At 52.9% G+C, this 22,908-nt stretch carries 19 protein-coding genes and 1 pseudogene; 11 read left to right on the top strand and 9 right to left on the bottom strand.

Going from position 1 to position 22,908, the window contains the following annotated elements; genetic code table 11:
- Positions 1–36: 36 nt before the first annotated feature.
- Positions 37–429 carry an ASCH domain-containing protein gene (locus tag GEAM_RS10585; protein WP_034791241.1) on the top strand — a complete coding sequence of 131 codons (393 nt, stop codon included), beginning with the start codon at positions 37–39 and terminating at the stop codon, positions 427–429.
- Between the two features lie 110 nt (positions 430–539).
- Here GEAM_RS10585 and GEAM_RS10580 read toward each other — a convergent pair whose 3' ends face one another.
- From GEAM_RS10580 to yebS, 7 genes are all read right to left on the bottom strand, one after another.
- Positions 540–782, bottom strand: a complete 243-nt coding sequence (locus tag GEAM_RS10580; protein WP_034791239.1) for a DUF1480 family protein — start codon at positions 780–782, stop codon at positions 540–542.
- Positions 783–950: 168 nt separating this feature from the next.
- Entirely contained in the window at positions 951–2,309 is a 1,359-nt protein-coding gene (locus tag GEAM_RS10575) for a carbohydrate porin (RefSeq protein WP_084674102.1), read from the bottom strand.
- A gap of 69 nt (positions 2,310–2,378) precedes the next feature.
- Positions 2,379–3,185 (bottom strand): carboxylesterase family protein, encoded by an 807-nt coding sequence (locus tag GEAM_RS10570; protein ID WP_034791237.1) that lies wholly within the window; start codon positions 3,183–3,185, stop codon positions 2,379–2,381.
- Between the two features lie 272 nt (positions 3,186–3,457).
- Positions 3,458–5,179: a sensor domain-containing diguanylate cyclase gene (locus tag GEAM_RS10565; RefSeq protein ID WP_034791235.1), complete on the bottom strand. Its 1,722-nt coding sequence runs from the start codon at positions 5,177–5,179 to the stop codon at positions 3,458–3,460.
- A 254-nt stretch (positions 5,180–5,433) separates the two neighbouring features.
- Positions 5,434–6,882 carry a 16S rRNA (cytosine(1407)-C(5))-methyltransferase RsmF gene (gene rsmF, locus GEAM_RS10560; RefSeq protein ID WP_034791504.1) on the bottom strand — a complete coding sequence of 483 codons (1,449 nt, stop codon included), beginning with the start codon at positions 6,880–6,882 and terminating at the stop codon, positions 5,434–5,436.
- 125 nt (positions 6,883–7,007) lie between these two features.
- A complete protein-coding gene (locus GEAM_RS10555; RefSeq protein WP_034791233.1) occupies positions 7,008–9,638 on the bottom strand; it encodes a PqiB family protein in 2,631 nt (876 codons plus the stop codon).
- Positions 9,607–10,854, bottom strand: a complete 1,248-nt coding sequence (gene yebS, locus GEAM_RS10550; protein ID WP_034791231.1) for a membrane integrity lipid transport subunit YebS — start codon at positions 10,852–10,854, stop codon at positions 9,607–9,609. The genes GEAM_RS10555 and yebS overlap by 32 nt, the downstream gene beginning before the upstream one ends.
- Positions 10,855–11,107: 253 nt before the next feature.
- On the opposite strand from yebS, the gene GEAM_RS10545 reads away from it, so the two are divergent.
- From GEAM_RS10545 to htpX, 4 genes are all read left to right on the top strand, one after another.
- Positions 11,108–11,605 carry a GAF domain-containing protein gene (locus tag GEAM_RS10545; protein ID WP_034791230.1) on the top strand — a complete coding sequence of 166 codons (498 nt, stop codon included), beginning with the start codon at positions 11,108–11,110 and terminating at the stop codon, positions 11,603–11,605.
- 95 nt (positions 11,606–11,700) lie between these two features.
- Positions 11,701–12,387, top strand: coding sequence for an RNA chaperone ProQ (gene proQ, locus GEAM_RS10540; protein WP_034791228.1), 687 nt, complete (start codon positions 11,701–11,703; stop codon positions 12,385–12,387).
- 19 nt (positions 12,388–12,406) lie between these two features.
- On the top strand, positions 12,407–14,476 hold the full coding sequence (prc, locus tag GEAM_RS10535; protein ID WP_034791226.1) for a carboxy terminal-processing peptidase: 2,070 nt from the start codon (positions 12,407–12,409) through the stop codon (positions 14,474–14,476).
- 288 nt (positions 14,477–14,764) lie between these two features.
- The gene (gene htpX / locus GEAM_RS10530) at positions 14,765–15,646 is read left to right on the top strand and encodes a protease HtpX (RefSeq protein WP_034791224.1); all 882 of its coding nucleotides are present in this window, start codon (positions 14,765–14,767) and stop codon (positions 15,644–15,646) included.
- Between the two features lie 80 nt (positions 15,647–15,726).
- Here htpX and GEAM_RS10525 read toward each other — a convergent pair whose 3' ends face one another.
- Positions 15,727–17,121, bottom strand: a complete 1,395-nt coding sequence (locus GEAM_RS10525) for an MFS transporter (protein ID WP_034791222.1) — start codon at positions 17,119–17,121, stop codon at positions 15,727–15,729.
- Between the two features lie 238 nt (positions 17,122–17,359).
- Between GEAM_RS10525 and kdgR the strand changes: the two genes are divergently transcribed.
- The gene (gene kdgR, locus GEAM_RS10520) at positions 17,360–18,157 is read left to right on the top strand and encodes a DNA-binding transcriptional regulator KdgR (protein WP_034791220.1); all 798 of its coding nucleotides are present in this window, start codon (positions 17,360–17,362) and stop codon (positions 18,155–18,157) included.
- Between the two features lie 61 nt (positions 18,158–18,218).
- On the opposite strand, the gene GEAM_RS10515 is transcribed toward kdgR, so the two are convergent.
- A complete protein-coding gene (locus GEAM_RS10515; protein ID WP_034791218.1) occupies positions 18,219–18,971 on the bottom strand; it encodes an IclR family transcriptional regulator in 753 nt (250 codons plus the stop codon).
- A gap of 402 nt (positions 18,972–19,373) precedes the next feature.
- Here GEAM_RS10515 and GEAM_RS10510 point away from each other — a divergent pair, with 402 nt between their 5' ends.
- The 5 genes and pseudogenes from GEAM_RS10510 (at position 19,374) to GEAM_RS10490 (ending at position 22,898) form a co-directional block, all read left to right on the top strand.
- A complete protein-coding gene (locus tag GEAM_RS10510; RefSeq protein ID WP_034791216.1) occupies positions 19,374–19,766 on the top strand; it encodes a RidA family protein in 393 nt (130 codons plus the stop codon).
- 134 nt (positions 19,767–19,900) lie between these two features.
- Positions 19,901–20,736 (top strand): annotated as a pseudogene (locus GEAM_RS10505) (ABC transporter substrate-binding protein).
- Positions 20,737–20,785: 49 nt separating this feature from the next.
- The gene (locus GEAM_RS10500) at positions 20,786–21,523 is read left to right on the top strand and encodes an amino acid ABC transporter permease (protein WP_034791214.1); all 738 of its coding nucleotides are present in this window, start codon (positions 20,786–20,788) and stop codon (positions 21,521–21,523) included.
- The gene (locus tag GEAM_RS10495) at positions 21,520–22,164 is read left to right on the top strand and encodes an amino acid ABC transporter permease (RefSeq protein ID WP_034791211.1); all 645 of its coding nucleotides are present in this window, start codon (positions 21,520–21,522) and stop codon (positions 22,162–22,164) included. Before GEAM_RS10500 ends, GEAM_RS10495 begins: the two co-directional genes overlap by 4 nt.
- Complete coding sequence (locus GEAM_RS10490) at positions 22,161–22,898, top strand: amino acid ABC transporter ATP-binding protein (RefSeq protein WP_034791209.1); 738 nt, start codon at positions 22,161–22,163, stop codon at positions 22,896–22,898. Before GEAM_RS10495 ends, GEAM_RS10490 begins: the two co-directional genes overlap by 4 nt.
- Positions 22,899–22,908: the final 10 nt, after the last annotated feature.

Genomic DNA, 22,908 nt, shown 5'->3' with positions numbered 1-22,908 from the left:
GTTTAACGCGCACCCTTTAATGGAAAAGGATAAAACATGATCCCTCAAATCCCACAAAAATACATAGCCGCAGAGCGTTGGTCTTTTGGCGATACCGAGGCTCAGGCAGATGCATTGGCGAAGCTGGTTATCGATGGCGTTAAGACGGCGACCTGCGCCAATCTGGATGATGAACCCGAGCCAGAAGCTGGCGAGGTTTTCGTGGTGGTCGATGGCCGCAATAACCCAGTGTGTGCAGTGAAGCTGACTGAGGTGAAGCAGGTGCCATTCGATTTAGTGACTGAGCAGCATGCTTTCGAAGAGGGTGAAGGTGATAGAACGCTGGCTTATTGGCGTAAAGAGCATCAGCGTTTCTTTGAAGAGTACGACCTGTTTTCACCAAACATGCCATTGTTATTGATGAAGTTTGTGCTGGTGGAAACCTTCTAACTTTTTAGCGTTAATGGCTTGGCGTTCACAGCTGGTGCCGTTAACTCTGGCTTGTCACTAAGTGTCCTAACAATGAAACATGGCGAACTGAACTCCGTTCGCCATGTTTTTTATTCAAGACGCATAATCCATTCATCTTTTTCTTTGTCGTATTTTTCTTTGTACAGCACCGAGTGTCGGCCATCAAGAATGGCGGGAACGCTGGTGTGATCGTCCCACGCATCTAGCTGCATGCATAAATCCGGGTCCGATTTGCAGGGAATGAAAACCTTGTCCCCGCCTTTGGCTTCCGGCGTAGATAACTGTGCGTCATCTATTTCATAACTACCGATTCGTATAACAGATTTCCCCATAAGGTACTCCTTAACTTGTGAAGGTTAGAATGCGCAAGAGGAGGTATGACCAGTTAAGGCCACTTACTGAGAATAGCTGAGCGCGTTAAAAGCGCCATAAGAATTTTCTAGCTCGGGAAAATTAAAGCAAATTGGGCCAGCAAATGGCTGACCCAAGTTAGGGGAGTGTTAGAAGTAGGCCACGGCTTTTAAGGCACCGACCCAAGCGTCAGAAGTCTGTTTAACGCCGCCTGGATTGTGCCAATACTGCACGCCGGGTTGCAGTTCAAGCCATTGAATAGGTCTCCAACGATAGAAAACCTCTCCGGTCAATGAAACGCCCGGCACTGGGCGATATTGTGAAGAATTAACATCCGTAACCCCACTCAGCTGGTTGAGGTAGCGGCGATTGTCTTTGAAATGGTCTCCCGGGACATAGCGCCCTATGCCCACACCAATCATATCTTCCGGGCGCGCATCAAACAGCCCGCGATAGCGCAAACCGACGGAGGTTTTGTAGTGCATTGGCAAAGCGCGTTGGTCAGCTAGCCCAAGGCTGGCGTAGACGCTCATGCCACGGTCCGCATCAGTGCTGTGCTGAGTCACTTGCTGGTTAAGACCGGCGTAGAGATACCAGTTCTGCTGGATCTCATCATAGCCATCGGGGTCGGTGGCACCGGGGCCGCCGTTCTTGCCTTTATAACGATCTTTCTGGCTGGCATTGGTGTAAATCACCCCGAGATTGTAGGCGCCGGGGAGCTGATTAATGGCACGGGTGCGCCATTCAACTTCCAACGGAACCACCACGCCACGGCTGCCGGTGGTTGAGATACTCCACGCATGCCCCCGGCTGTTGGTTTCAGGGTTTTGTTCATACAAACCGGTTTTTAGCGTAATCCCGCTATCAAACTTGTACTTCAGCGACGTTCCCCAGTAGTGCACGTTCCAGTTGTACCACATGCCGCCGCTGGCGGACTTGCCACCGCAAAGGCCGAGGGTCTGGAAATCGCAGGGAATAATTTGGTCGAAATCGAGCTGTTTATTCATCAGGCCGACTCGCCAACTGAGCTTGCGGTCCATAAAGCTTCGGCTGAAGGTCAGCCAGCCAAGGCGCGTAATTGAACCGCCACCCCAGCTCTCCTGTGCAATGTCGGTGAAGCCGCTGCGCGGGTCTTGCGTGCGGTCGCGAGTGAGGTTTGAGTCGTGGTTGCGATTGACGATATTGCCATCAATGGTGGCGTCGGGAATACCGGTCAGGCCTTCCAAATCTTGTTTGAACATCAGCCAAAACTGGTCGATATATGCCAGTTTGCCGCTCTGGTCATAGCCTCCGTCAATGTTGTAGGCACTTTGACTCAGGTAGCCGAGGGTGTATTTGAACCCGTGCTCCTTCAATGCAGGTTTTACTCCCAGCCAATCCCCCAACAGCCCTTCTTGAGGAGATGGCTCAAAGCCCAGCGCTTTAGAAGCCCAAGGTTTGGCGGCTTTATCTTCAATGGCCGGAATTTCATTATCATCCGCATAACAAAGTGGATTAATGAACGTCATACAAAGTACAAAAACATTTAATTTATGCGTCCTGAGAAACATAATGGCTTTCCTTATTAGTCGAATCTATTAGTGAGTAATTGCGGGAGAAGTGTGATTGTTTTTATTTTGCTTCGACACCCACTGCCATAATTCACTATTTTTATGTGCGGTTAACCAAGATGATTCATGATTTCCACCTTCTATTTCGGTGTAACGCAAATAGCGGGTGCTGCCACCTTGTTTAATTATGCTGTCGACCATATTGCGGCTGTAATTGACATCAGTCACTTGGTCGTCCGTGCCGTGAAATACCCAGATCGGTAACTTAATTAATTTCTGTGCGTACTCTGGGCTGCCTGAACCGGCAATCGGCACAATGGCGGCGAAATAATCGGGGCGCAGCAGGGCCGCGTACCAAACGCCTTGCCCGCCACGGGACAGGCCAGCGAGATAAATTCGGTTTTTGTCGATAGGGTGTTGGGCCACGGTTTTATCAATCAGCGCCAGTAAGTTCTCCATAGAGGAGGTGATGGGCGTTTGCTTAAAGTCATATTCAGCAAGGCTAGTGCTGGCCCAGCGAATGGCCGCCGGGGTTTGTGGTGCTAAAACGTAAGTAGCTTGATGTGACTGGCTGGCCGGGCTGGTGAAGTAGTCTGGCCCGATATTTTCACCTTGGTAAAGCTGCGCCTGATTGTCACTTCCTGCCTGCCCGGTACCATGTAAATAGATCACCAAAGGCAATAACGTTGAACTCTTTTCTGGCGTATAAAGCTGATATGGCAGATCAATTTTCTCTGAGTGAAAACTACCTTTTTCCCACCCTTTAGCCTGACAGGGGGAGAGTGATAATAATAAAATTGCCATTGAAGTTGAGGTAATAAATAATTTATTCATATAGTGCGTCCCTGATGCATATCCAAAATATATAATTAAAATAACGCGAGTGTTAAATGCAAAAAAAAACCTAAACCACGAATTTATTCTTTGGGTGAATAATTCGTAAGGTTTAGGTTTTGCCTGCGTTTGCAGTAACAATCCATTTATCTACGCGGGGGACGGTATCACTAGTTTTATTATATTGGCAATTCATGATGAATTTAATGATGAGGAAGTGTGACTCATTCGACAAAATATATCCCGTAAAGAGTCACACTTTGATCTGTTAATTAAAGCAGGTTGTGGCGGGCAGAGATTGGCATGGCGTTAATTTGGTTGCGGCCATTATTTTTGGAAATATACAGGGCTTGGTCTGCCGCGCTGACGATATCCGACTGATCTTCAATATCCGGGTTTTCACGCGGCGTGTAGGTGGCAATGCCCTGACTGATGGTCACCCGATTGAACTCGCTAAAACTATGTTTAATACCCAGCGTTTCAATGGCTTCCATGATCTGGCGCGCCACAATCCATGCACCTTTTAAATCGGTATCAGGCAGGATAGCGGCAAATTCCTCGCCACCGAAGCGAGTTATCACGTCGGTATTGCGTTTCAGCGCTTTTCGCAGAGTACGGGCCACCAGTCGCAAGCAGGCGTCGCCGGACAAATGGCCATAGTGGTCATTGAAGTTCTTGAAGTAGTCGATATCAATCATCACCACCGTCAACGGGCTGCTGTTGCGCTTGGCCCGCATATACTCGTGGCTGAGCACTTTTTTGAATTCGCGGCGGTTAGGCAATTTGGTAAGAGGATCGGTGCGCGCCTGAATTTCCAACCGACGATTAGCCTTCACCAGTTTCAGCTCCAGCAGTTTGCGCTCGTGAACGTCTTCTGCCGTGCCGTACCAGCGTTGAATAGATCCATCGGGTGCATAGCTGGCCGCCGCGCGAATGCGCATCCAGTTCCAGCCGCGATCGACGTGGCAAAAGCGCACTTCGATATCCAGCGGCGCGCCGGTTTTCAGGCACTGCTCCCAGGTTTGCACCGCACCGCGACGGTCTTCGATGTGCATACTTTGGATCCACTTGTCAGCCAGAATGTCCTGCCGGGTCATGCCGGTAATGCGTTGGAAGCGCGAACTGACGTCGTTGAGCAACCCTTTAGGGTCGGCGGTCCACGGAATTTGCGGGTTCAGCTCCACCATATTGCGGTAATGCTCTTGGCTCTCGCGCAGCGCACGCTCCATGCGTTTCAGGCTGGTGATATCGGTCATGGCGACGGAAAGGCCGCTCAGCTGATTCTGCGTATCATAAGCCGCTTTAATTCTTACGAAGAAAATCTGGTTGTTGCCAGGCAGTGAGAACTCGCGGTCGGGCGTGGCTTCATTGCGCTGAGCCAGTTCCAGCGCGTTAGTCAGCAGCGGGGCGAGGCCGGGCAGAAATACGCCGACTCGGCGGCCAATGGCCTCATAGGGCTGAAGGCCAATGATGTTAGCCATGGCGTCATTTACCGTCACATAACGCATTTGCAAATCGATGAAACACAGGCCGACCGGCGCGTTGGAATAGATGGTTTCCAGCTGGAACAGGCGCTGGCCCGGAGCTTGATCGAGATTAGTCAGGTTGCGGTCAATGCCCCGATAGCCTCTAAACTCACCGGCAGCATCAAACAGCGGAATACCGCTGCTTTCGAGAATAATTTCAGTGCCGTCGGCGCGAATATTTCTATTCAGCAAGCCACCAAAAGGCGCACGGCGGGCGGCAATGGCGGCGAACTGGGCGCTAACGCGCGTGGCTTCGTCAGCTGGCATGAAGTCAAACGGCGTTTTGCCCAACACGTGTTCAGGCGGCACGCCAAGAAACTCTTGGCATTTATTGGAGGAGAAAACGTATCTGCCCTGAGTGTCGACTTCCCAGATCCAGTCAGAGTTGTTGTCAATGATATCGCGAAGGCTGGCCATTTCTCGCAGAAGATGACCTTCTGCCGACTGGAACTGTATTTCATCCGCCATGATACTTCTCCGACTGGCAAAACTTTACTCGACACGGGCTATATGCTTCATATCTGGAAATAATATTTCCAGAAGTGTCATTCATTTCCGCAATAATACATGGCTGCTTAGGATTATTCCTACTACTAATTCCAACAAAAAATTGAGGATATGTGCAGGTCCGTCAATCAAATAAGAGAAGCTTGATTGACGGGCGCTTTAAAAATAACTCAAGTTTTGCTAATGGCTGAGTGCCATTAATGGTGGACTAATGCTCACTTATGAGGGCGAATAGCACCATCGCGCACCAGTTCGCGGGGTAAGCTGTTTTTAATTCTGCTGCCGATGCGTTTCGCCAGCCCTAACGGTTGATTCTGCCAAGTCACCACGCACTCATCGCGTTCGGGAGATTCCGGCGGGTAAATGTCCACGCCGCGGAACCACGCCTGCGTCAGCTCGTCATCAATGGCGAAATGAGTCTCTGCCGAATCGGCGGTGAGGGCGATAACGGCTTCATGCTGCCAGCGGAAACCTTTAGAAAAACGCTCCGCCAGCTTCATGCCAATGCGTGAGAAGCGCACTTTGCCAAACAGCGGCTCGAGCACGCGCGGGAAGAGCCATAGCTCTTTATCGCGCTCCCAAATCGCCATCTCTTGGTCAGACCAAACGATGCCGGACTTTTGCGCCGCCGCAATCACCTCGGCGCTATCTTTGCGCGATAGCGGGAAGAACGGGAATTTCCCCACTTTGTAGCCCGGCGTTGGCAGGCGATCAATCGAGGCCGTTTTACGCAGGCGGGCAACAAAAAAGCCTTCGCTATCATAAACCTGTGGGAATACGTGCAGATAGCCCTCGGCGGTCAGCGCTTTCTGCGCGCCGTCGAACAGGTCGGCCAGTGACTCCACTTCTACCGCGTCGGGATATTCATCCAGCAGCCATTGGCAGACCTGCTGGTTTTCCTGCGCGTTCAGGGTGCAGGTGGAGTAAACCAGCGTGCCGCCGGGCTTCAACGCGTGGAAGGCGCTGTTGATCAGTTCGCGCTGGGTGGCGGCAATCTCGACCACGCTCTCGGCTGACCAGTTGCTCATGGCGTCCGGGTCTTTACGCACTACGCCTTCGCCCGAGCAGGGAGCGTCGAGCAAAATGGCGTCGAAGGTTTCCGGCAGCGCCGCGCCAAACACTCTTCCGTCGAAATGGGTGAGGGCGGTGTTGGCTACGCCGCAGCGGCTGATATTGGCATGCAGCACCTTCACGCGGCTGGCGGAGTATTCGTTGGCGACAATTCCGCCCTGATTATTCATCAGCGCGGCGATTTGCGTGGTTTTAGAGCCGGGCGCAGAAGCCACGTCCATCACCAGCGTTGGTCGAGTGTCGTTGGCAAACAGGGCGGTGACCGGCAGCATCGAGCTGGCTTCCTGAATGTAAAACAGCCCGGCGAGGTGCGCGAGAGCATTGCCCAGACGGGTTTCATCATCCCCCTGACGCACTATCCAGAAGCCTTCTGCGCACCAAGGCACCGGCGTCAGTTCCCACTGGTAGCTGGCCGCCAGCTCAAGGAAGTCGGCGACGCTGATCTTTAGCGTGTTTACCCGCAGGCTGGGACGCAGTGGCTGATTACAGGCAGCAATAAAGTCATCCATGCTCAGCGCGGCTGGCATGATTTCGCGGGTGGCATCAAGGAATGCGGGTGGCAATTTCGCCACAAATTGAGTTGGTTTGGACAAAGGAAAGTCTCGTCGCAGAGGAAACGGAAAATCAAATTGGCGCAAGTTTACCATGTTCCGGCGAAGCGCGGTGCAGCAACAAAAAGGCCACCCGAGGGTGGCCTTTGAGCATTACGCGGCGACCTTTAGTTTTTCGGGATTGCCGTGCCCCATTTTTGCCAATCTTTCGGCTCTTCCGGGTTAAGCAGGAAGTGGCGACCCGCGCCCGCTTTCGGCGCAACTGGCGTTGAAGGCGGGGTGGCGAAGGCGATACCGCCGCGAATGAACTGCTGGAAGGTGCCGCTTTTCAGCATCCCGCCGGTCAGCCCAAATTGCAGGTTATAGCCCGACGCCAGCCAGAACACGCTATTGTCGCGCACCAGATACTGGTACTTCTTACTGATACGCAGCGTGACGTTGACGCGGTCAGCCATGGCGCCCAGATAGAATCCGGTCACGGTACCGACTTCGATACCACGGAACAGCACTGGCGTACCGATTTGCAGCGAGCCGACTTCGGCTGCGTCAACCACAATGCCCAGACCGTCGGTGTAGCGGGAATCCGTAATGGTCGACTCTTGCAGGTCGAAGGTGCGCGAGGACGGGCCTTTACCTGCTTCCACATTGATATAGGGCTGCAACAGGGTGTCTAGGTTGCTGACGCCGCCTGCGGAGATCTCCGGCGAGACGATAGAGAATCGCGTCCCCATGCGGGCGAAGGTGTCGACATACTCAGGGTAGAGCACGGCTTTGGCGGAAACCTGATTCAGTTTCGACTCCAGCTTCAGTGACTCAACCTGACCAATGTTGATGCCTAAGTAGCGAATTGGCATTCCGGCTGAGAGCTTGCTGGCGTCGTAGGTATTGAGCGTAATCTGGCTGCCTACCGCGCGCGCTGCGGTTTCTGACTCATACAATACGCGTTTGGCACCTTTACTCAGGGTGACGCCTTCGTTGTTGTCGAAGCTGATCGCGCCTTTCAGCGCGCGGTCGAGCGGCGAGGCCTGAACCGTTAAGCCGCTGCCATTCAGTTGCACTTTCGCGCCGCCTTCGGCCCAGAAAATACTCTTATCAGTGAGCAACTTGCGGTATTCAGGGCGGATATAGACGTCGACGTCAAACTCATTGGCTTTTGGCGTCACGTTAACAATCTGGCCCACTTGGAATTTGCGGTACAGCACCACGGAACCGGCCTGAACGTCTGGCAGGCTTTTGGCGGTGAGCGTCAGGGTTGCGCCCGGCTGTTCGCCTTGAATGCCTTCGGCGGCTTTTTCAGCATTGCTGTAAAGCGGGTATTTTTTCGCCGGTTCGCCTTTGCCGCCCGGAATAATGCGCACGCCGCCGTCCACCCACTCTTGGGCGCTGGCACCCAGCACTTCCATGCCGTCGATGCCCAGTTTGACGTCAACGCGGCTGTTTACCACGAACTTGCTGTCTTTGTGCAACAGGCCTTTGTATTCAGGCTTCACCGCGATGTTAAACAGAATGCCTTCATCGGTCATTTTGCGGTCGAGAACCTGGCCGACGGCGATGCCGTGCAGCATCACCGGCTGCCCGGCATCAATACCAAAGGTTTCCGGAGCAATCAGCTGAACTTGTAGCACGCCGGGGTCTTGCAGCAGGCGCTGGCTGCTGTCGAGTACGGTGAAGTGCTTCTGCGGCTGACCTTCGCCGGGAATAAGCTCCAGCGTGTTGCCAGTCAGCAGTTGGCTCAGCTTGGCATTGCTCAGGCTGATTTTCGGGCTGTTCATCTCAATGCGCGTGCCGGTGCGCATCATGTCGATCACCGACGGGTCAACGGTCAGTTTGCCGGTCACCTTGTTGTCTGGCTGAAGGGTCACTTTGGTCAGCGTACCCACCTGTAGCCCTTGGTACATCAGCGGCGTGCGGTCCTCTTTCAGGCCGTCGCCGTTAGGCAGATCGAGATCGATTTCTACCCCGCGCTGGCTCTGCGCCAAGTCCGGGTATAGCTCGTAGGACTGCTCTTGCTTGGCGACGTTGCCGTCAGCAGGCGAGTCGAGGGCAATCGCGCCGTTGACCAGCGCCGCGAGGCTTTCCATCTCAACTTTCGCGCCGCTGAGGCTGAAATCGCCTTTGAAGCCGGAGACATTCCAGAAGCGGCTGGTGTCTTTGACCAGATGGGCGAAGCGGCGCTCGATCAGCACGTCAATGGTGACGCCGTCGTTTCCGGCTTCAATATCGTAATCGTAAACTTTACCGACCGGAATTTTGCGGTAGTAGACCAGCGAGCCGGTGCTGAGTGAGCCGAGATCACGGGCGTGCAGGTGAATCATCAGCTCGCCAGTGTTCAGGCGATATTTCGGCTGAGTATCCAGCGCCACAAAGTGATCTTTCTCTTTGCCGCTGCCCGGCATCATGCCGATGTAGTTACCGCCCACCAGCGCGTCCAGCCCGGAAACCCCGGCCAGAGAGGCTTTCGGCGTGACCAGCCAGAATTGAGTGCCATCGCGCAAGGAGTCCGACAGGTCGCTCTTGATGCTGACCTTGACCATGATGGTGCGCAGGTCTTTGCTCAGGCTGATTGACTCAACGGTGCCGACTTCCACCCCCTGATAGCGCACAGGGGTTCGCCCCGCGACAATCCCGGCGGCAGACTGGAAATCAATGGTAACGGTGGTGCCTCGTTCCTGATAGTTGCTGTAGATAAGCCAGCCCGCTATCAGTAAGGCAATAAAAGGCAGAAGCCAGAAAGGCGATATCCGGCGTCTGTTCTTAACCCGCGCTTCAGTCGGTGTATTCGGCGTTTCCTGTTGCATGTGCATCCCAAATCAAGCGGCTATCAAGCCATTCTACGGCAAGTATTGTGAGGATCACGGCGGTGCCAAAGAAGAAGGCCGCCGGGCCCATTGTAAATGACAACAGTTGGTCACGGTTCACCAACGACATCATCAAGGAAATTACAAACAGATCAAGCATCGACCAGCGACCAATCCAGGTCACCACCCGCAGTAAGCGTATCCGCGTTTTCAATCCTTGAATCGCCTTAAAATGAATACTCAACAGCAAGGTGAGCATCACGATAACCTTGGTGAAAGGCACCAGCACGCTGGCAATAAACACGATGGCGGCAATTGGCACGTTGCCGGACGTCGCCAGCGAAACGACGCCGGAGAATATCGTGTCCTCGGTGCGTTGCCCATTCAGATAAATGACAGAAATCGGCATGAGATTAGCGGGCAGCAAGAACATCATGGCGGCAATCAGCGCCGCCCAAGTCTTCTGCAAGCTGTGTTTGTAACGCACCGCCATCGGCACGTGACACCTCGGGCAGCGACCTTTGTCATCGGCGTGGCCGGTAAATTTGCACGACAGGCAGAGCTTGAAGGTGGAAGGCAAACCTTTCGGGCGCGGCTGCGGGTAAAACTCCTCCCAAAGCTGCTCGATATTCAGATTGATCAAGGTCAGCGTCACTAGCACGGTCATCATCAGATAGGCCAACAGCGCCGGGCCGACGTCAATGTCAGCGTACTCTTTTACTTTGATGCTGGCGACGGCCATGCCGACCAGATAGATGTCGAGCATCACCCAGTCTTTCAGCCTGTCGAGCATCAACAGCACCGGCTTGAGGTTCATCCCCAAACGGCTGCCGAAGTGCAGATAAAGGATAGAACCGGCTAAAGTGACCGGCGCGCCAATGGTGCAGAAAGCCACCATGCTGGCAGTCAGCGGTGAGCCTTGGCTCGACATCTGCCAGATACCTTCAAATAGGCTGGCGTCAATGCGGGTGCCCAGCAGACGAATGCTGATTAAAGGCTCGGTAAAGGCGAAAGGCATCAGCACCAAGATGCTAATGGCGATAATAATCAGGCGCGGCAGCGAGCAGACCCGGCCTTTTTCAACCTTGGCATTGCAGCGTGGGCAATGAGCTGTTTGCGTTTTCTTCAGGTCAGGAATAGAAAAAAGGTAATCGCATTCATTGCAACGTTGATAGCGTGGCTGCGGTAAAGGTCCTGACATTGTGCGTATTTTCATAGAGCCCGGGTGTAAATTTGCCAGTTGTTATCATTGTACTTACCCTGAAATGCTCTACAGGGCTAGGATGTTAAGTTCTGTCAGGTATTTTTAACAAAATAACGTATTATGCGGTCGGCAAACAGTCATTGTAGGTCAGTCTTTTTGAAGTCACATAGGATTAACCTTGTTCAGATGGGCATTTAATGCTTATTTTATAGGGGTTAAGCACAACATATCGGCTGACTGCCCTTGGGTCATTATTGGTTATTACATGAATAAACAAGAATTCTACGCGGAATTAAAACGTGATCTGAACGCGCTCATCGCCGGAGAGAACAATTTTATTGCTACTCTGTCGAATGCCAGCGCCTTACTTTATGAGCGTCTTGAAGGGGTTAACTGGGCGGGATTCTATCTTATGGATGGTTCCACTCTGGTGCTTGGACCTTTTCAGGGCAAAATTGCCTGCGTGCGCATTCCAGTAGGAAAGGGCGTTTGCGGGACGGCCGTGGCTGAAAACACCGTGCAGCGCGTCGGTGACGTGCATGCGTTCCCCGGGCATATCGCCTGCGACGCAGCAAGTAACGCAGAAATCGTCTTACCGATTAGCGTTAATGGCACAGTGATTGGCGTCTTGGACATCGATAGCACCGTCTATCAACGCTTCGACGAAGCGGATGAACAAGGGCTGACAGAGTTAGTTGCCGGGCTTTGCCAGCATCTGCAAAACAGCGATGCAGCAAAATATGTCAATCTGATCGCAAGTTGATCTACGGATAACGTGGCATTTAACGGTGGCGTCATTATAATGACGCCTGTTCATGCCTGCGCCGGTTGGCAAACCCGTTGTAATCAGGAAATTTCATGGAAAATCAACCTAAGTTGAACAGTAGTAAAGAAGTCATTGCCTTTTTGGCCGAGCGTTTCCCGCTCTGTTTTAGCGCCGAAGGCGAAGCTCGTCCTTTAAAGATCGGTATTTTTGCGGATTTGGTCGAGCGCGTGCAAGGCGAAGAGAACCTGAGTAAAACTCAGCTGCGCTCTGCTCTGCGTCTGTATACCTCAAGCTGGCGTTATTTGTACGGCGTTAAAGTTGGCGCACAGCGCGTTGACCTTGACGGTAATGCATGTGGTGAGCTCGAAGAACAGCACGTCGAACATGCCCGTAAGCAATTAGAAGAAGCAAAAGCTCGTGTTCAAGCACAACGTGCTGAACAACAGGCTAAACGTCGTGAAGCGGGTGAAGCCGAACCACGTCGTCCACGTCCGGCTGCTAAAAAACCTGCGCCGCGCCGTGAAAACGCGCCTGCTGCTGTAGCTGGTCAAGAAAATCGCAAACCACGTGCACCTCGCCCACCGCGTGAGGAAAAACGTGAACCGCGTCAGGTGCCAGTCACAGATATCTCAAAACTGCAAATTGGCCAAGAAATCAAAGTCAGAGCGGGTCAGAGTGCTATGGACGCCACCGTATTGGAAATTGCCAAAGACGGTGTCCGAGTTCAGCTCTCTACGGGTCTGGCGATGATCGTGCGCGCAGAACACTTGCAGTTCTGATACGGAGGCCAACTCAGGCATGAACAAATTTGTCAGATTAAGCGTTATTGCAGGTCTGTTGTTGTCAGGAGCCAGTCTGGTTAACACCAGCTATGCGAACGATAGCGCCCCGGTGACTATCGACCAGCTCAAGCAACTGACACAAGAGCCTCAGGACGCAACGGTAAGCGAGCGTGTTACGGCACGCTTTACCCGTTCGCATTATCGTCAATTTGACCTTAATGCAGATTTCTCCGCTAAGATTTTCGACCGTTACCTCAATATGCTCGACTACGGCCATAACGTATTAATGGCCTCGGACATTGCTCAGTTTGCTGATAAACGCAGCACGCTGGGTGAGGAACTCAAAACCGGTCAACTGAATACGCCTTACGCGTTGTTCAATCTGGCCCAAAAACGCCGTTTCGAACGCTATACCTATGCGTTGGAAGTGCTGGCGCGCCCAATGAATTTCACGGGCAACGACACCATCAATCTTGATCGCGCAAAAGCCCCTTGGCCGAAAGATAAAGCCGAGTTGGACAGCCTGTGGGACGCCAAAGTCAAATATGACGAGCTGAACCTCAAGCTGACCGGGAAAACCGATCAGGAAATTCGTGATGTGCTGACCAAACGCTATCGTTTTGCGATGAAGCGTCTAACTCAGAGCAACAGCGAAGATGTTTTCCAGTTGGTGATGAATGCCTTCGCGCATGAAATCGACCCTCATACTAACTATCTGTCTCCACGCAGCACCGAGCAGTTCAATACTGAAATGAGCCTGTCTCTGGAAGGTATTGGTGCCGTTCTGCAAGGCGACGACGATTACACCGTGATCAACTCGATGGTAGCTGGCGGCCCGGCGGCCAAAAGCAAAGCTATCGCAGTGGGTGACCGTATCGTCGGCGTTGGACAGGTAGCCACCAGCAAAGGCGTGGTTGATGTGATTGGCTGGCGTCTCGACGACGTCGTCGCTCTTATCAAAGGCGCGAAAGGCAGTAAAGTTCGTCTCGAAATCCTGCCTGCTGGTAAAGGTACCAAAACCCGTACTGTTATTTTGACCCGCGAGAAAATCCGTCTGGAAGACCGGGCCGTTAAGATGACCATCAAGAAAGTCGGCAACGAAAAAGTCGCCGTGATGGATATCCCGGGCTTCTACGTTGGCCTGACTGATGATGTCAAAGTACAGCTGCAAAAAATGGCTAAGCAGGATGTCAGCAGCCTGGTTATCGACTTGCGTACCAACGGTGGCGGTGCATTAACCGAAGCCGTGTCTCTGTCTGGTCTGTTTATTCCAAGCGGCCCGGTCGTGCAGGTGCGTGATAACAACGGTCGCATTCGTCAGGATAGCGATACCGACGGCGTGGTGTACTACAAAGGCCCGCTGGTGGTGCTGGTTGACCGCTTCAGCGCCTCTGCGTCAGAGATTTTCGCCGCTGCGATGCAGGATTACGGCCGTGCTCTGATTGTGGGTGAACCGACCTTCGGTAAGGGTACTGTGCAGCAATACCGTTCTCTGAACCGTATTTATGATCAGATGCTGCGCCCTGAGTGGCCTGCGTTGGGTTCCGTTCAGTACACCATCCAGAAGTTCTATCGCATCAACGGCGGCAGTACTCAGCGTGAGGGCGTAACCCCTGACATCCTGATGCCGACCGGGATTGAAGCGATTGAAACTGGCGAGAAGTTTGAAGATAACGCCTTGCCGTGGGACAGCATCAGTGCTGCCACCTACACCAAGACCGGCGATCTGAAACCTTTCGTACCTGAATTGCTGAAAGATCACGATGCGCGTATCGCTAAAGACCCAGAGTTCCAGTACATCCAGCAAGATATCGCGCGCTACAAAGCGTTGAAAGACAAGCGCGATACCGTCTCTCTGAACTACGCCCAGCGTGATAAAGAAGACAAAGAGGATGATGCAACGCGTCTGGCTCGTCTGAACGAACGCTTCAAACGTGAAGGTAAGAAGCCGCTGAAATCTTTGGATGAATTGCCTAAAGATTACGTCGCTCCAGACCCGTATCTTGATGAAGCTGACAACATCGCCGTAGAACTGGCTAAGTTGCTGAAAGAGCAGGGCGACAAAGCTCCCGCTGCCAGCAAATAAGTCCTGACTTCGGTCGATACGAAAAGCGCACTCCGGTGCGCTTTTTTATTGCCTGCGATTCAGCGCCAGCGAACTCTTAAGTCGCGGCGGCGCTGTGAATATGCACAATTGTGGATAAATAAATGAGATCAAACGCTGCAATTTGTAAAGTATTGTGATTTTAGGGGCATAACGACGCCCGACTCTTGAATCTGCACCATAAGCCCATAGGATCTAGGCAGGTCGACGTGATTTGTCGATTTTCACCTGACAATAAAAAACGAAACAACAATGAGGAAGTGACATTTTATGATGCGTATAGGGTTGTTCCTGATAACTAACCTGGCGGTCATGCTGATTTTCGGTCTGGTGCTGAGCCTTACGGGCATTCAGTCAAGCAGCGTACAGGGTCTGATGATCATGGCCGGTCTGTTCGGTTTCGGTGGCTCCTTCGTATCCTTACTGATGTCTAAATGGATGGCGTTACGTTCGGTAGGCGGCGAAGTTATCGAGCAGCCGCGTAACGAAACCGAGCGCTGGTTGGTTGAAACCGTGCGTCGCCAGTCTCAGCAGGCGGGCATTGCCATGCCACAGGTGGCGATTTACCACGCGCCGGACATCAACGCCTTTGCTACCGGTGCGCGCCGCGATTCATCTCTGGTCGCCGTCAGTACCGGCCTGCTGCAAAGCATGAGCCAGGACGAAGCCGAAGCGGTTATCGCCCACGAGATCAGCCATATTTCTAACGGCGACATGGTCACCATGACGCTGATTCAGGGTATCGTGAATACCTTCGTTATCTTTATCTCGCGCCTGATTGCTCAGGTAGCCTCTGGTTTCCTTTCCGGAAACCGTGACGGAGAAGAGAGCAGCGGCGGCAACCCGATGATTTACTTCGCGGTCGCCACCGTGCTTGAACTGGTATTCGGTATCTTGGCCAGCATCATCACCATGTGGTTCTCGCGTCACCGTGAGTTCTACGCCGACGCCGGTTCAGCCAAGCTGGTGGGCCGCGAGAAGATGATTGCCGCGCTGCAGCGTTTGAAAACCAGCCATGAGCCGCAAGAAGCGGGCAGCATGATGGCGTTCTGCATCAACGGTAAATCCAAGTCGTTCAGTGAGCTGTTTATGTCGCACCCGGCCTTGGACAAGCGTATCGAAGCATTACGCAGTGGCCAGTACATCAAGTAATAGCGCTTGGTGACTCGCCAAAGAAAAACCCGGCTCAGGTGGCCGGGTTTTTTTATGCCTGCGATGTATCACACCAGCCGCTAGGATTTCTCCGCCGCTTCCTTCTGGCTGGCCGTTTGCTGGGTCATACGCATAAAGCTGACCAGCGCACCGCCGCCCGCCAGCGTACCGGCGAGGATCAGCGAAGCATGAGTGCCATGTTCCGGGAACAGGTTGAACATCAGGGCTACCAGCGCCGCGCCGGTGGTCTGGCCGAGCAGGCGCGCCGTGCCGAGCAGGCCGCTGGCTCCGCCGCTGCGGTTACGCGGCGCGGAGGTAATAATGGTGTGGTTGTTTGGCGACTGGAACAGACCGAATCCGGCACCACAGATAAACATGCGCCACACGATGTTCAGATTCGACGGGTCATGAGGCAGCATCGACATTGAATAAAGGCCAAATGACAGCACAATCAGCCCAATACCGCCGAGCATTCCCGGATGGAAGCGCTCAACCAGACGGCCAGAAATAGGTGCCATCACCATGGTAGCGAGAGGCCACGGGGTGAGCAGCAGGCCGGTGGAGACAGAATCCAGCCCCAGCGTATTCTGCAAGAAGAACGGCAGCGACACGAATGCCAGCATTTGCGCGCTGAATGAGCACAGCGAGGTGCCGAGCGACATGGCGAAGATCGGAATGCGTAGCAAATCGATCGGCAGCAGTGGGAAGGGGCGCGACAGCTGGCGGCGTACAAAGAACCAACCGATGATCACCAGCGCCACCACTTCAGCCAAGATCAGCAGGCGATTTTGTCCCTGAGCGAAGCCGCTGATGGCGGTGATCAACAGGCCGAAGGTCAGGGCATTCATCAGGCTACTGGTGAAGTCAAAACGCTGGCCCTGACTTTTAGTGCTGTTAGCTGGCAAGAACTTCAGCCCCAGCGCCAGCGCGGCGATACCAATCGGCAGGTTGATGGCAAACAGCCACTGCCACGAAGCAATAGACAGAATACCTGCCGCCACGGTCGGCCCAGCCGCCGAAGAAACCGCCACGATCAGCGCGTTAATCCCCATCCCTCGCCCCAAGAAGCGCTGCGGGTAAATAATACGGATTAGCGCAGTGTTAACACTCATGATCGCCGCCGCGCCAAACCCCTGCAAGATGCGCGCGATGGTCAGGGTGGTCAGTGAGTCCGACAGGGCGCAAAACAGCGAGGTAATGCTGAAAACTAATAGCCCGGTCTGATAAATACGGCGATAGCCAAAAATATCCCCCAATGACGCCAGCGACAGCAGCGAAATCGTCACCGCCAGCTGATAGGCGTTCACCACCCAAATCGAAGATGCCGGGCTGGCATTCAAATCTTTGGCAATGGTCGGCAATGCCACGTTGGCAATCGCGCCATCGAGCACGGAAACGGTAATGCCGAGAGCGATAGCCAGAATCGCCCCATAGCGTTGAGGAACGGGAAGCCCGTCATTTGGCGTGAGTGTCATGAATGAGTGTCGGCATTAGGGGTAATAATAAGAGGAAATATTATCACGCTAATCACTCTTGAGAGACAACCGTGATTATTGGCAAACGTTAGTAATATTGTAAGAAAAGTTATGAATTATTGGCGCAAAATCTCAGCTTTTCTTCTGGATGATTGCGGTTGTTAAAAGCTTGCCATTATAATGAAAACTGTGTTCTATTTTTTTTGAAACAAAACTAAAGCGGGCAGGTAAGAGAGTTATGGCTAACGCAGATCTTGATAAACAACCGGATTCCGTCTCCTCAGTTCTGAAAGTTTTTGGCATTTTGCAGGCGCTGGGAGAAGAGAGAGAGATTGGTATTACTGAACTTTCGCAACGCGTCATGATGTCGAAAAGTACCGTTTACCGCTTTTTGCAGACGATGAAATCGTTAGGTTATGTGGCTCAAGAAGGCGAGTCGGAGAAATATTCTCTCACCTTGAAGTTATTTGAGCTGGGCGCGAAAGCCTTGCAGAACGTTGATCTGATCCGTAGCGCGGATATTCAAATGCGCGAGCTGTCTCGCTTAACCCGCGAAACGATTCATCTGGGCGCGCTGGATGAAGACGGCATTGGCATCGTTTATATTCATAAAATTGATTCCATGTACAACCTGCGCATGCATTCGCGCATTGGTCGCCGCAACCCGCTACACAGCACCGCCATTGGTAAAGTGCTGCTGGCGTGGGGTGAACGTAGCGAAGTGGATTCATTGCTGTCAGAAATGGAATTTACCCGCAGTACCGAAAACACGCTGCTTGATGCCGACGCGCTGCGCAATGCGCTGGTGAAAGTTCGCGAGCAGGGCTTTGGCGAAGATATTGAAGAGCAAGAGCAGGGGCTGCGTTGTATCGCCGTGCCGGTGTTTGACCGTTTTGGCGTGGTGACCGCTGGTTTGAGTATCTCCTTCCCGACCATTCGTTTCTCTGAAGAGAGCAAAAACGATTATGTCAGCATGCTGCACACCGCGGCGCGCAACATCTCCCAACAGCTGGGTTACCACGACTACCCATTCTAAGCTGCCGACTCCCCTAAGCTTGCCGGGCAAGGTTAGGGGAGGGAGTTACAAGTGGGTCCGCTTAGGTTAAATCAGAAAGCTTGCGCCCGGCGTCGATCAGCTCTTTCAGCAGCATCTGGCGGCGTTCTTCTGGCGTGTCGCGACTGACCATAAAGCAGATAGCCGCTACTGCCTGACCACTGCGAGAGCGAATTGGCGCCGCCATGCAGCAGGTAAAACTCTCAGACAAGCCTTCCGTCATGCAATAGCCCAAATGCCCCGCGTAGTGGATCTCATTGAGAAAGGTCTGTTTATCCAGAATCTGACCATTGGCCAGCTGGTAGTCCTCTTCCGGGATCAGCTTGAGAATATCGCTATCCGACCAGTTACTCAGCAGTAAACGACCGGTGGCGGTCCAGGTGATAGGCACCCGCACGCCGATATCCGAGGTTATCTTGAACGGATGGGCATTACTTTCTGACAGCACCACGGTGTACTTATTGCCTTCCAACATGCAAAGCTGAACGGTTTCCCCGTGGCGCGCCACAATCTCGACCATGGACTGGTGAGCGCGACGGATCAGGTCATTGTGCGCCATATAGTCCGCACCGTAATAGTGCATCTCGCGGCCGAAAAACACCGCGCCGTCGGCATCTAACTCCAGCAGGCCAGCGTCACCCAACAGGCTGACTAAGTCATAGACGCTTGAGCGCGGCGCGCCCGTCGCTTCAATCAGATCCCGCATCGCCATTGGCCTACCGGCAATATGCAATTGGCGAAAAATATCGATAACCCTGTCAACACCGCGCGCCCGTGATACTTTCTCATCTGGCATAAGCCAACTCCCCTGTTGTAATGGTGCGAACGGAATATATTAAACGCATCATACACGGCCCTAAGAATTTAACCCATCCCCGGCGTTAAAGAATTAATCCTGCTGTCCAATTTAAAGGGAAATAACCTGTTCTATTTTGGTGCCCCGTTTTGGCGCGCTGCTATTAATGGCGGCGAAAGAAATAGGATTAAGATCACATTTCCACCCTGATTCACAGATTGAAAGTTTTATTTATGAGACGCAGAACACATCGCCGAAAACTAATTAATCCGCTGCATATTGCAAAAGCTCATTTCATATGCAAATCTGAAGTTGTCCGGTATCAGAGATTGATGTCCAGTATATCGGACAGTTGATGTGCCGATGCAGGCACAGCATTTTCTCTAACAGGAGCAGTAATGCATGGCGATTAAACGTTACGGTGTTGAAGGTGGAACAGGCACGGGCGGCCAGAAACTCCCCTTCGCACGGGCCGTAGAGGCCGATGGCTGGTTATATATTTCCGGCCAGACGCCGATGCTTGATGGCGAAGTAGTCGAAGGCGGCATCATCGAACAGACGCAGCTGGCCTTCGAAAACTGCTTAACCATCATGCGCGAAGCCGGCTATCAGGTCGAAGATGTGGTTCACGTCACGGCGGTATTAACTGACGCGCGCTATTTCAGTTCATTTAATAAAGTATTCAGTGAGATATTTAAAGGCAACCCTCCAGCCCGTATTTGTAGCGTTCAAGATTTAGTTGTGGACTGTAAAGTAGAAGTGGATATGAAATGCTTCCGCTCCGATCGTAAATAATTATTACTATTTAATTTGGTTGTCGATTTATTTAATACTACGACCACACCAGGACAGTATTTATTCACCATGCTTTTCATTTTTCTGTGAATTTATTTTTCATATCAGTCTCCATTTATATAAAGAGAGAAAAAATGAATACAACATCGCTGAAAGTAAGTGTCAAAGCCGTTGCTGCCACCTTGGCATTATTGACTCTGGCAGGCTGCACGCCGACCGACGATAAAAAGAAGCGGGTGCTGCGCCGCAATCCGCCCTGCAAACCGTGCTCCAGCGCGGCACGCTGCGCGTTGGCGACTGCCTGAGTTTCGCGCCATTTGGTTTTTACGATAAAGATAATAACCCGGACGGCTATGACGTTGATTTAGCAAAAGCCCTCGCCAAAGAGATGGGCGTTAAGCTGGAAATGGTCAATACCACCAGTGCTAACCGAATTCCAAACCTGCAAACCAATAAAGTCGACGTGGTGTTCTGTAACTTCACGCGCAATCTTGATCGCGCCAAAGAAATTACTTTCACCAACCCGTATGTGGTGGCGAGTGAAGCGATGTTGGTGCGTAAAAATAGCGGCATTCAATCTGCCCATGATATGGCGGGTAAAACCATTGCCACGGTGAAAGGCTCAACCAACGGCGATGAAGTGCGTAACTTGGGTATTAAAGTCAATATTCAGGAATATGACTCCTCGCAGGCGGCCATTCTGGCGGTGAAACAGGGTCAGGCCGACGCCATGATTGAAGATAACAACTTCTTGGCTTATCAGGCCAAGCTCGACCCAACCCTGGCCGTGACCAATGAGGCGCTGGTGCCGCTTGAGTACAACGCCTTTGCCGTCAAGCAGGGCGATCAGGTGTGGGCTAACTATCTGAATGAGTTCCTCTTCGAGATTAACGCCTCTGGCGACAACGCCACGCTGTATCAGAAATGGTTTGGCAGCAAACCTCGCTACCCGCTGAACCCACAATATTGATAGTAAATGGCGCGGCAGTTGATGCCGCGCCACTCGAAGGAGTAGGACCATGAGTTATCAATGGCTAACCCTGTGGCGCTATGGCGATACGTTTCTTTCCGCCGCGTGGCTGACCCTGCAAGTCACTATTATCGCCTTTGCGCTGGCCTTAGCGCTGGGACTTATCTCGGCGCTGGCGAAGTCATCCCGTCTGGCGGTGGTGCGCTGGATAAGCCACTGCTATGTCGAATTCATTCGTAACACGCCGGTGTTGTTGCAGATATTCATCATTTTCTTCGGCCTGCCTTCTATGGGTATCACCATGAGTGCGTTCACCGCTGGGGTGCTGGCGCTGGGGATTAACGTCGGGGCGTATCTGTCAGAAACCTTCCGTGCGGGCATTCAGTCAGTGCCGAAAGGTCAGCTGGAAGCCGCGTGGGTGCTGGGTATTCCAAGAAGTCAGGTGTTTATCAGCGTGGTGCTGCCACAGGCGGCGCGGGCCGTATGGCCAGCCATCATTAACAACCTGATCCAGCTGCTGCTGGGCACCTCTTTACTGTCAGCCATCGCGCTGCCAGAACTGACCGGCACGGCGACAGTGATTAACGCCCGCACATTGCTCTATATCCAGACCTTCAGCATCGTGACGGTTATCTATCTGCTGTTTAGCAATATCTTCTCGTGGCTGGGAAATGTGGCGGGGCGGAAGTTATTCCATCCGGCGCTGGTGACCTCGAGTAAAAGAGCCTCATGGTGGCAGCCAATGAAATGGCTGACCCCTACAGCGAAAGGAGGGAAAACCTCATGAGCGATTTAATCACCAGTTCTTTACCTATCTTGCTGCAAGGCTTAGGGATCACTTTAATGCTCTCGGTGGCGGCCATTATCGGCAGCACCTTGCTCGGCCTGCTGGCGGCAGTGCTTCGCACCAGCAATCTGCCGATTGCCAAGCAGATAGCCGTGCTCTACACCGAGCTGTTTCGCGGCACGCCGGTGCTTATCACCCTGATGTTTATCTATTTCGGCGTGGCTTATTTTGGTTATGACATCAACCTGTTCGCGGCGGGCATTTTGGGCCTGAGCATCTATCAAGGGGCTTATATCGCCGAAGTGTTTCGCGGCGGGATTGAAGCCGTGCCGAAAGGCCAGTGGGAAGTCTCATGGATCCTCGGCCTGTCGAAACGCCAAACCTTTATGAACGTGGTTCTGCCACAAACTCGCGGCATCGTGCTGCCGCCGCTCGTCGGCCAATATCTGTCACTGATAAAAGATACCTCGATTGTCAGCATGATTGGCATGTCCGAGCTGATGCACCAAGGTCAGGCGATTGTCGACCGCATCGGCCAGCCGGTCGTGATTTACGGCCTTGTTTCCTTGCTCTATTTCGCGGTCTGCTTCCCGCTTTCGCGTTGGGTTCAACATCATCAAACCAGGAGTCAGTTATCATGAGTAAACCCGCCATTACGCTGAATAATGTGACGAAATCGTTCGGCTCAACCCAAGTGCTGAAAGAGATCAGTCTGGACGTTTCACTGGGCGAGGTGCTGGTGCTGATTGGTGCTTCTGGCTCCGGAAAAAGTACCGTGCTGCGCATCATGAGCGGGCTGGAAACCGCCGACGGCGGCGAAATTTGGGTCAATAACGTGCCGCTGCATGACAAAAAGCGCTCGCGCGAAATCTGCGGCCACGTCGGCATGGTATTCCAGCAATTCAACCTGTTCCCACACAAAACCGCGCTCGGCAATGTCACGCTGGCGCTGATTAAGGCGCAAAAGCTCTCCGTCGCCGAAGCCAATAAGCGCGGCATGGCGGCCTTAGCGCGCGTTGGCCTGTCCGAGCGTTCCCACCATTATCCTGCCCAGCTCTCCGGCGGACAGCAGCAGCGCGTGGCCATTGCCCGTGCGCTGGCGGTTGAACCGAAAATCATGTTCTTCGATGAAGCCACGTCAGCCCTCGATCCAGAGCTTGTGGGCGAAGTGATGGAAGTGATGCGCAGCTTGGCTCGCGAGGGCATGACCATGGTGGTGGTGACTCACGAGATGGGCTTTGCGCGTAAAACCGCCGACCGCGTGGTGTTTATGGACCAAGGCGTGATTGCCGAGCAGGGCACGCCGGAGCAGATTTTTGTTAATCCGCAAAATCAGCGTACCCAGCAATTCTTATCCCGCGTGCTTGAGCACTAATCGGAGGAAG

Origin of the sequence: Ewingella americana ATCC 33852 (genome assembly GCF_000735345.1) — a bacterium.
Lineage (GTDB): Bacteria > Pseudomonadota > Gammaproteobacteria > Enterobacterales > Enterobacteriaceae > Ewingella > Ewingella americana.
This window is presented reverse-complemented; position numbering and strand designations above follow the sequence as displayed.

Coding starts and splice junctions, on each gene's coding strand:
- GEAM_RS10585 (WP_034791241.1), top strand. CDS start 37: ATGATCCCTCAAATCCCACAAAAATACATAGCCGCAGAGCGTTGGTCT.
- GEAM_RS10580 (WP_034791239.1), bottom strand. CDS start 782: ATGGGGAAATCTGTTATACGAATCGGTAGTTATGAAATAGATGACGCA.
- GEAM_RS10575 (WP_084674102.1), bottom strand. CDS start 2,309: ATGACGTTCATTAATCCACTTTGTTATGCGGATGATAATGAAATTCCG.
- GEAM_RS10570 (WP_034791237.1), bottom strand. CDS start 3,185: ATGAATAAATTATTTATTACCTCAACTTCAATGGCAATTTTATTATTA.
- GEAM_RS10565 (WP_034791235.1), bottom strand. CDS start 5,179: ATGGCGGATGAAATACAGTTCCAGTCGGCAGAAGGTCATCTTCTGCGA.
- GEAM_RS10555 (WP_034791233.1), bottom strand. CDS start 9,638: ATGCAACAGGAAACGCCGAATACACCGACTGAAGCGCGGGTTAAGAAC.
- yebS (WP_034791231.1), bottom strand. CDS start 10,854: ATGAAAATACGCACAATGTCAGGACCTTTACCGCAGCCACGCTATCAA.
- GEAM_RS10545 (WP_034791230.1), top strand. CDS start 11,108: ATGAATAAACAAGAATTCTACGCGGAATTAAAACGTGATCTGAACGCG.
- proQ (WP_034791228.1), top strand. CDS start 11,701: ATGGAAAATCAACCTAAGTTGAACAGTAGTAAAGAAGTCATTGCCTTT.
- prc (WP_034791226.1), top strand. CDS start 12,407: ATGAACAAATTTGTCAGATTAAGCGTTATTGCAGGTCTGTTGTTGTCA.
- htpX (WP_034791224.1), top strand. CDS start 14,765: ATGATGCGTATAGGGTTGTTCCTGATAACTAACCTGGCGGTCATGCTG.
- GEAM_RS10525 (WP_034791222.1), bottom strand. CDS start 17,121: ATGACACTCACGCCAAATGACGGGCTTCCCGTTCCTCAACGCTATGGG.
- kdgR (WP_034791220.1), top strand. CDS start 17,360: ATGGCTAACGCAGATCTTGATAAACAACCGGATTCCGTCTCCTCAGTT.
- GEAM_RS10515 (WP_034791218.1), bottom strand. CDS start 18,971: ATGCCAGATGAGAAAGTATCACGGGCGCGCGGTGTTGACAGGGTTATC.
- GEAM_RS10510 (WP_034791216.1), top strand. CDS start 19,374: ATGGCGATTAAACGTTACGGTGTTGAAGGTGGAACAGGCACGGGCGGC.
- GEAM_RS10500 (WP_034791214.1), top strand. CDS start 20,786: ATGAGTTATCAATGGCTAACCCTGTGGCGCTATGGCGATACGTTTCTT.
- GEAM_RS10495 (WP_034791211.1), top strand. CDS start 21,520: ATGAGCGATTTAATCACCAGTTCTTTACCTATCTTGCTGCAAGGCTTA.
- GEAM_RS10490 (WP_034791209.1), top strand. CDS start 22,161: ATGAGTAAACCCGCCATTACGCTGAATAATGTGACGAAATCGTTCGGC.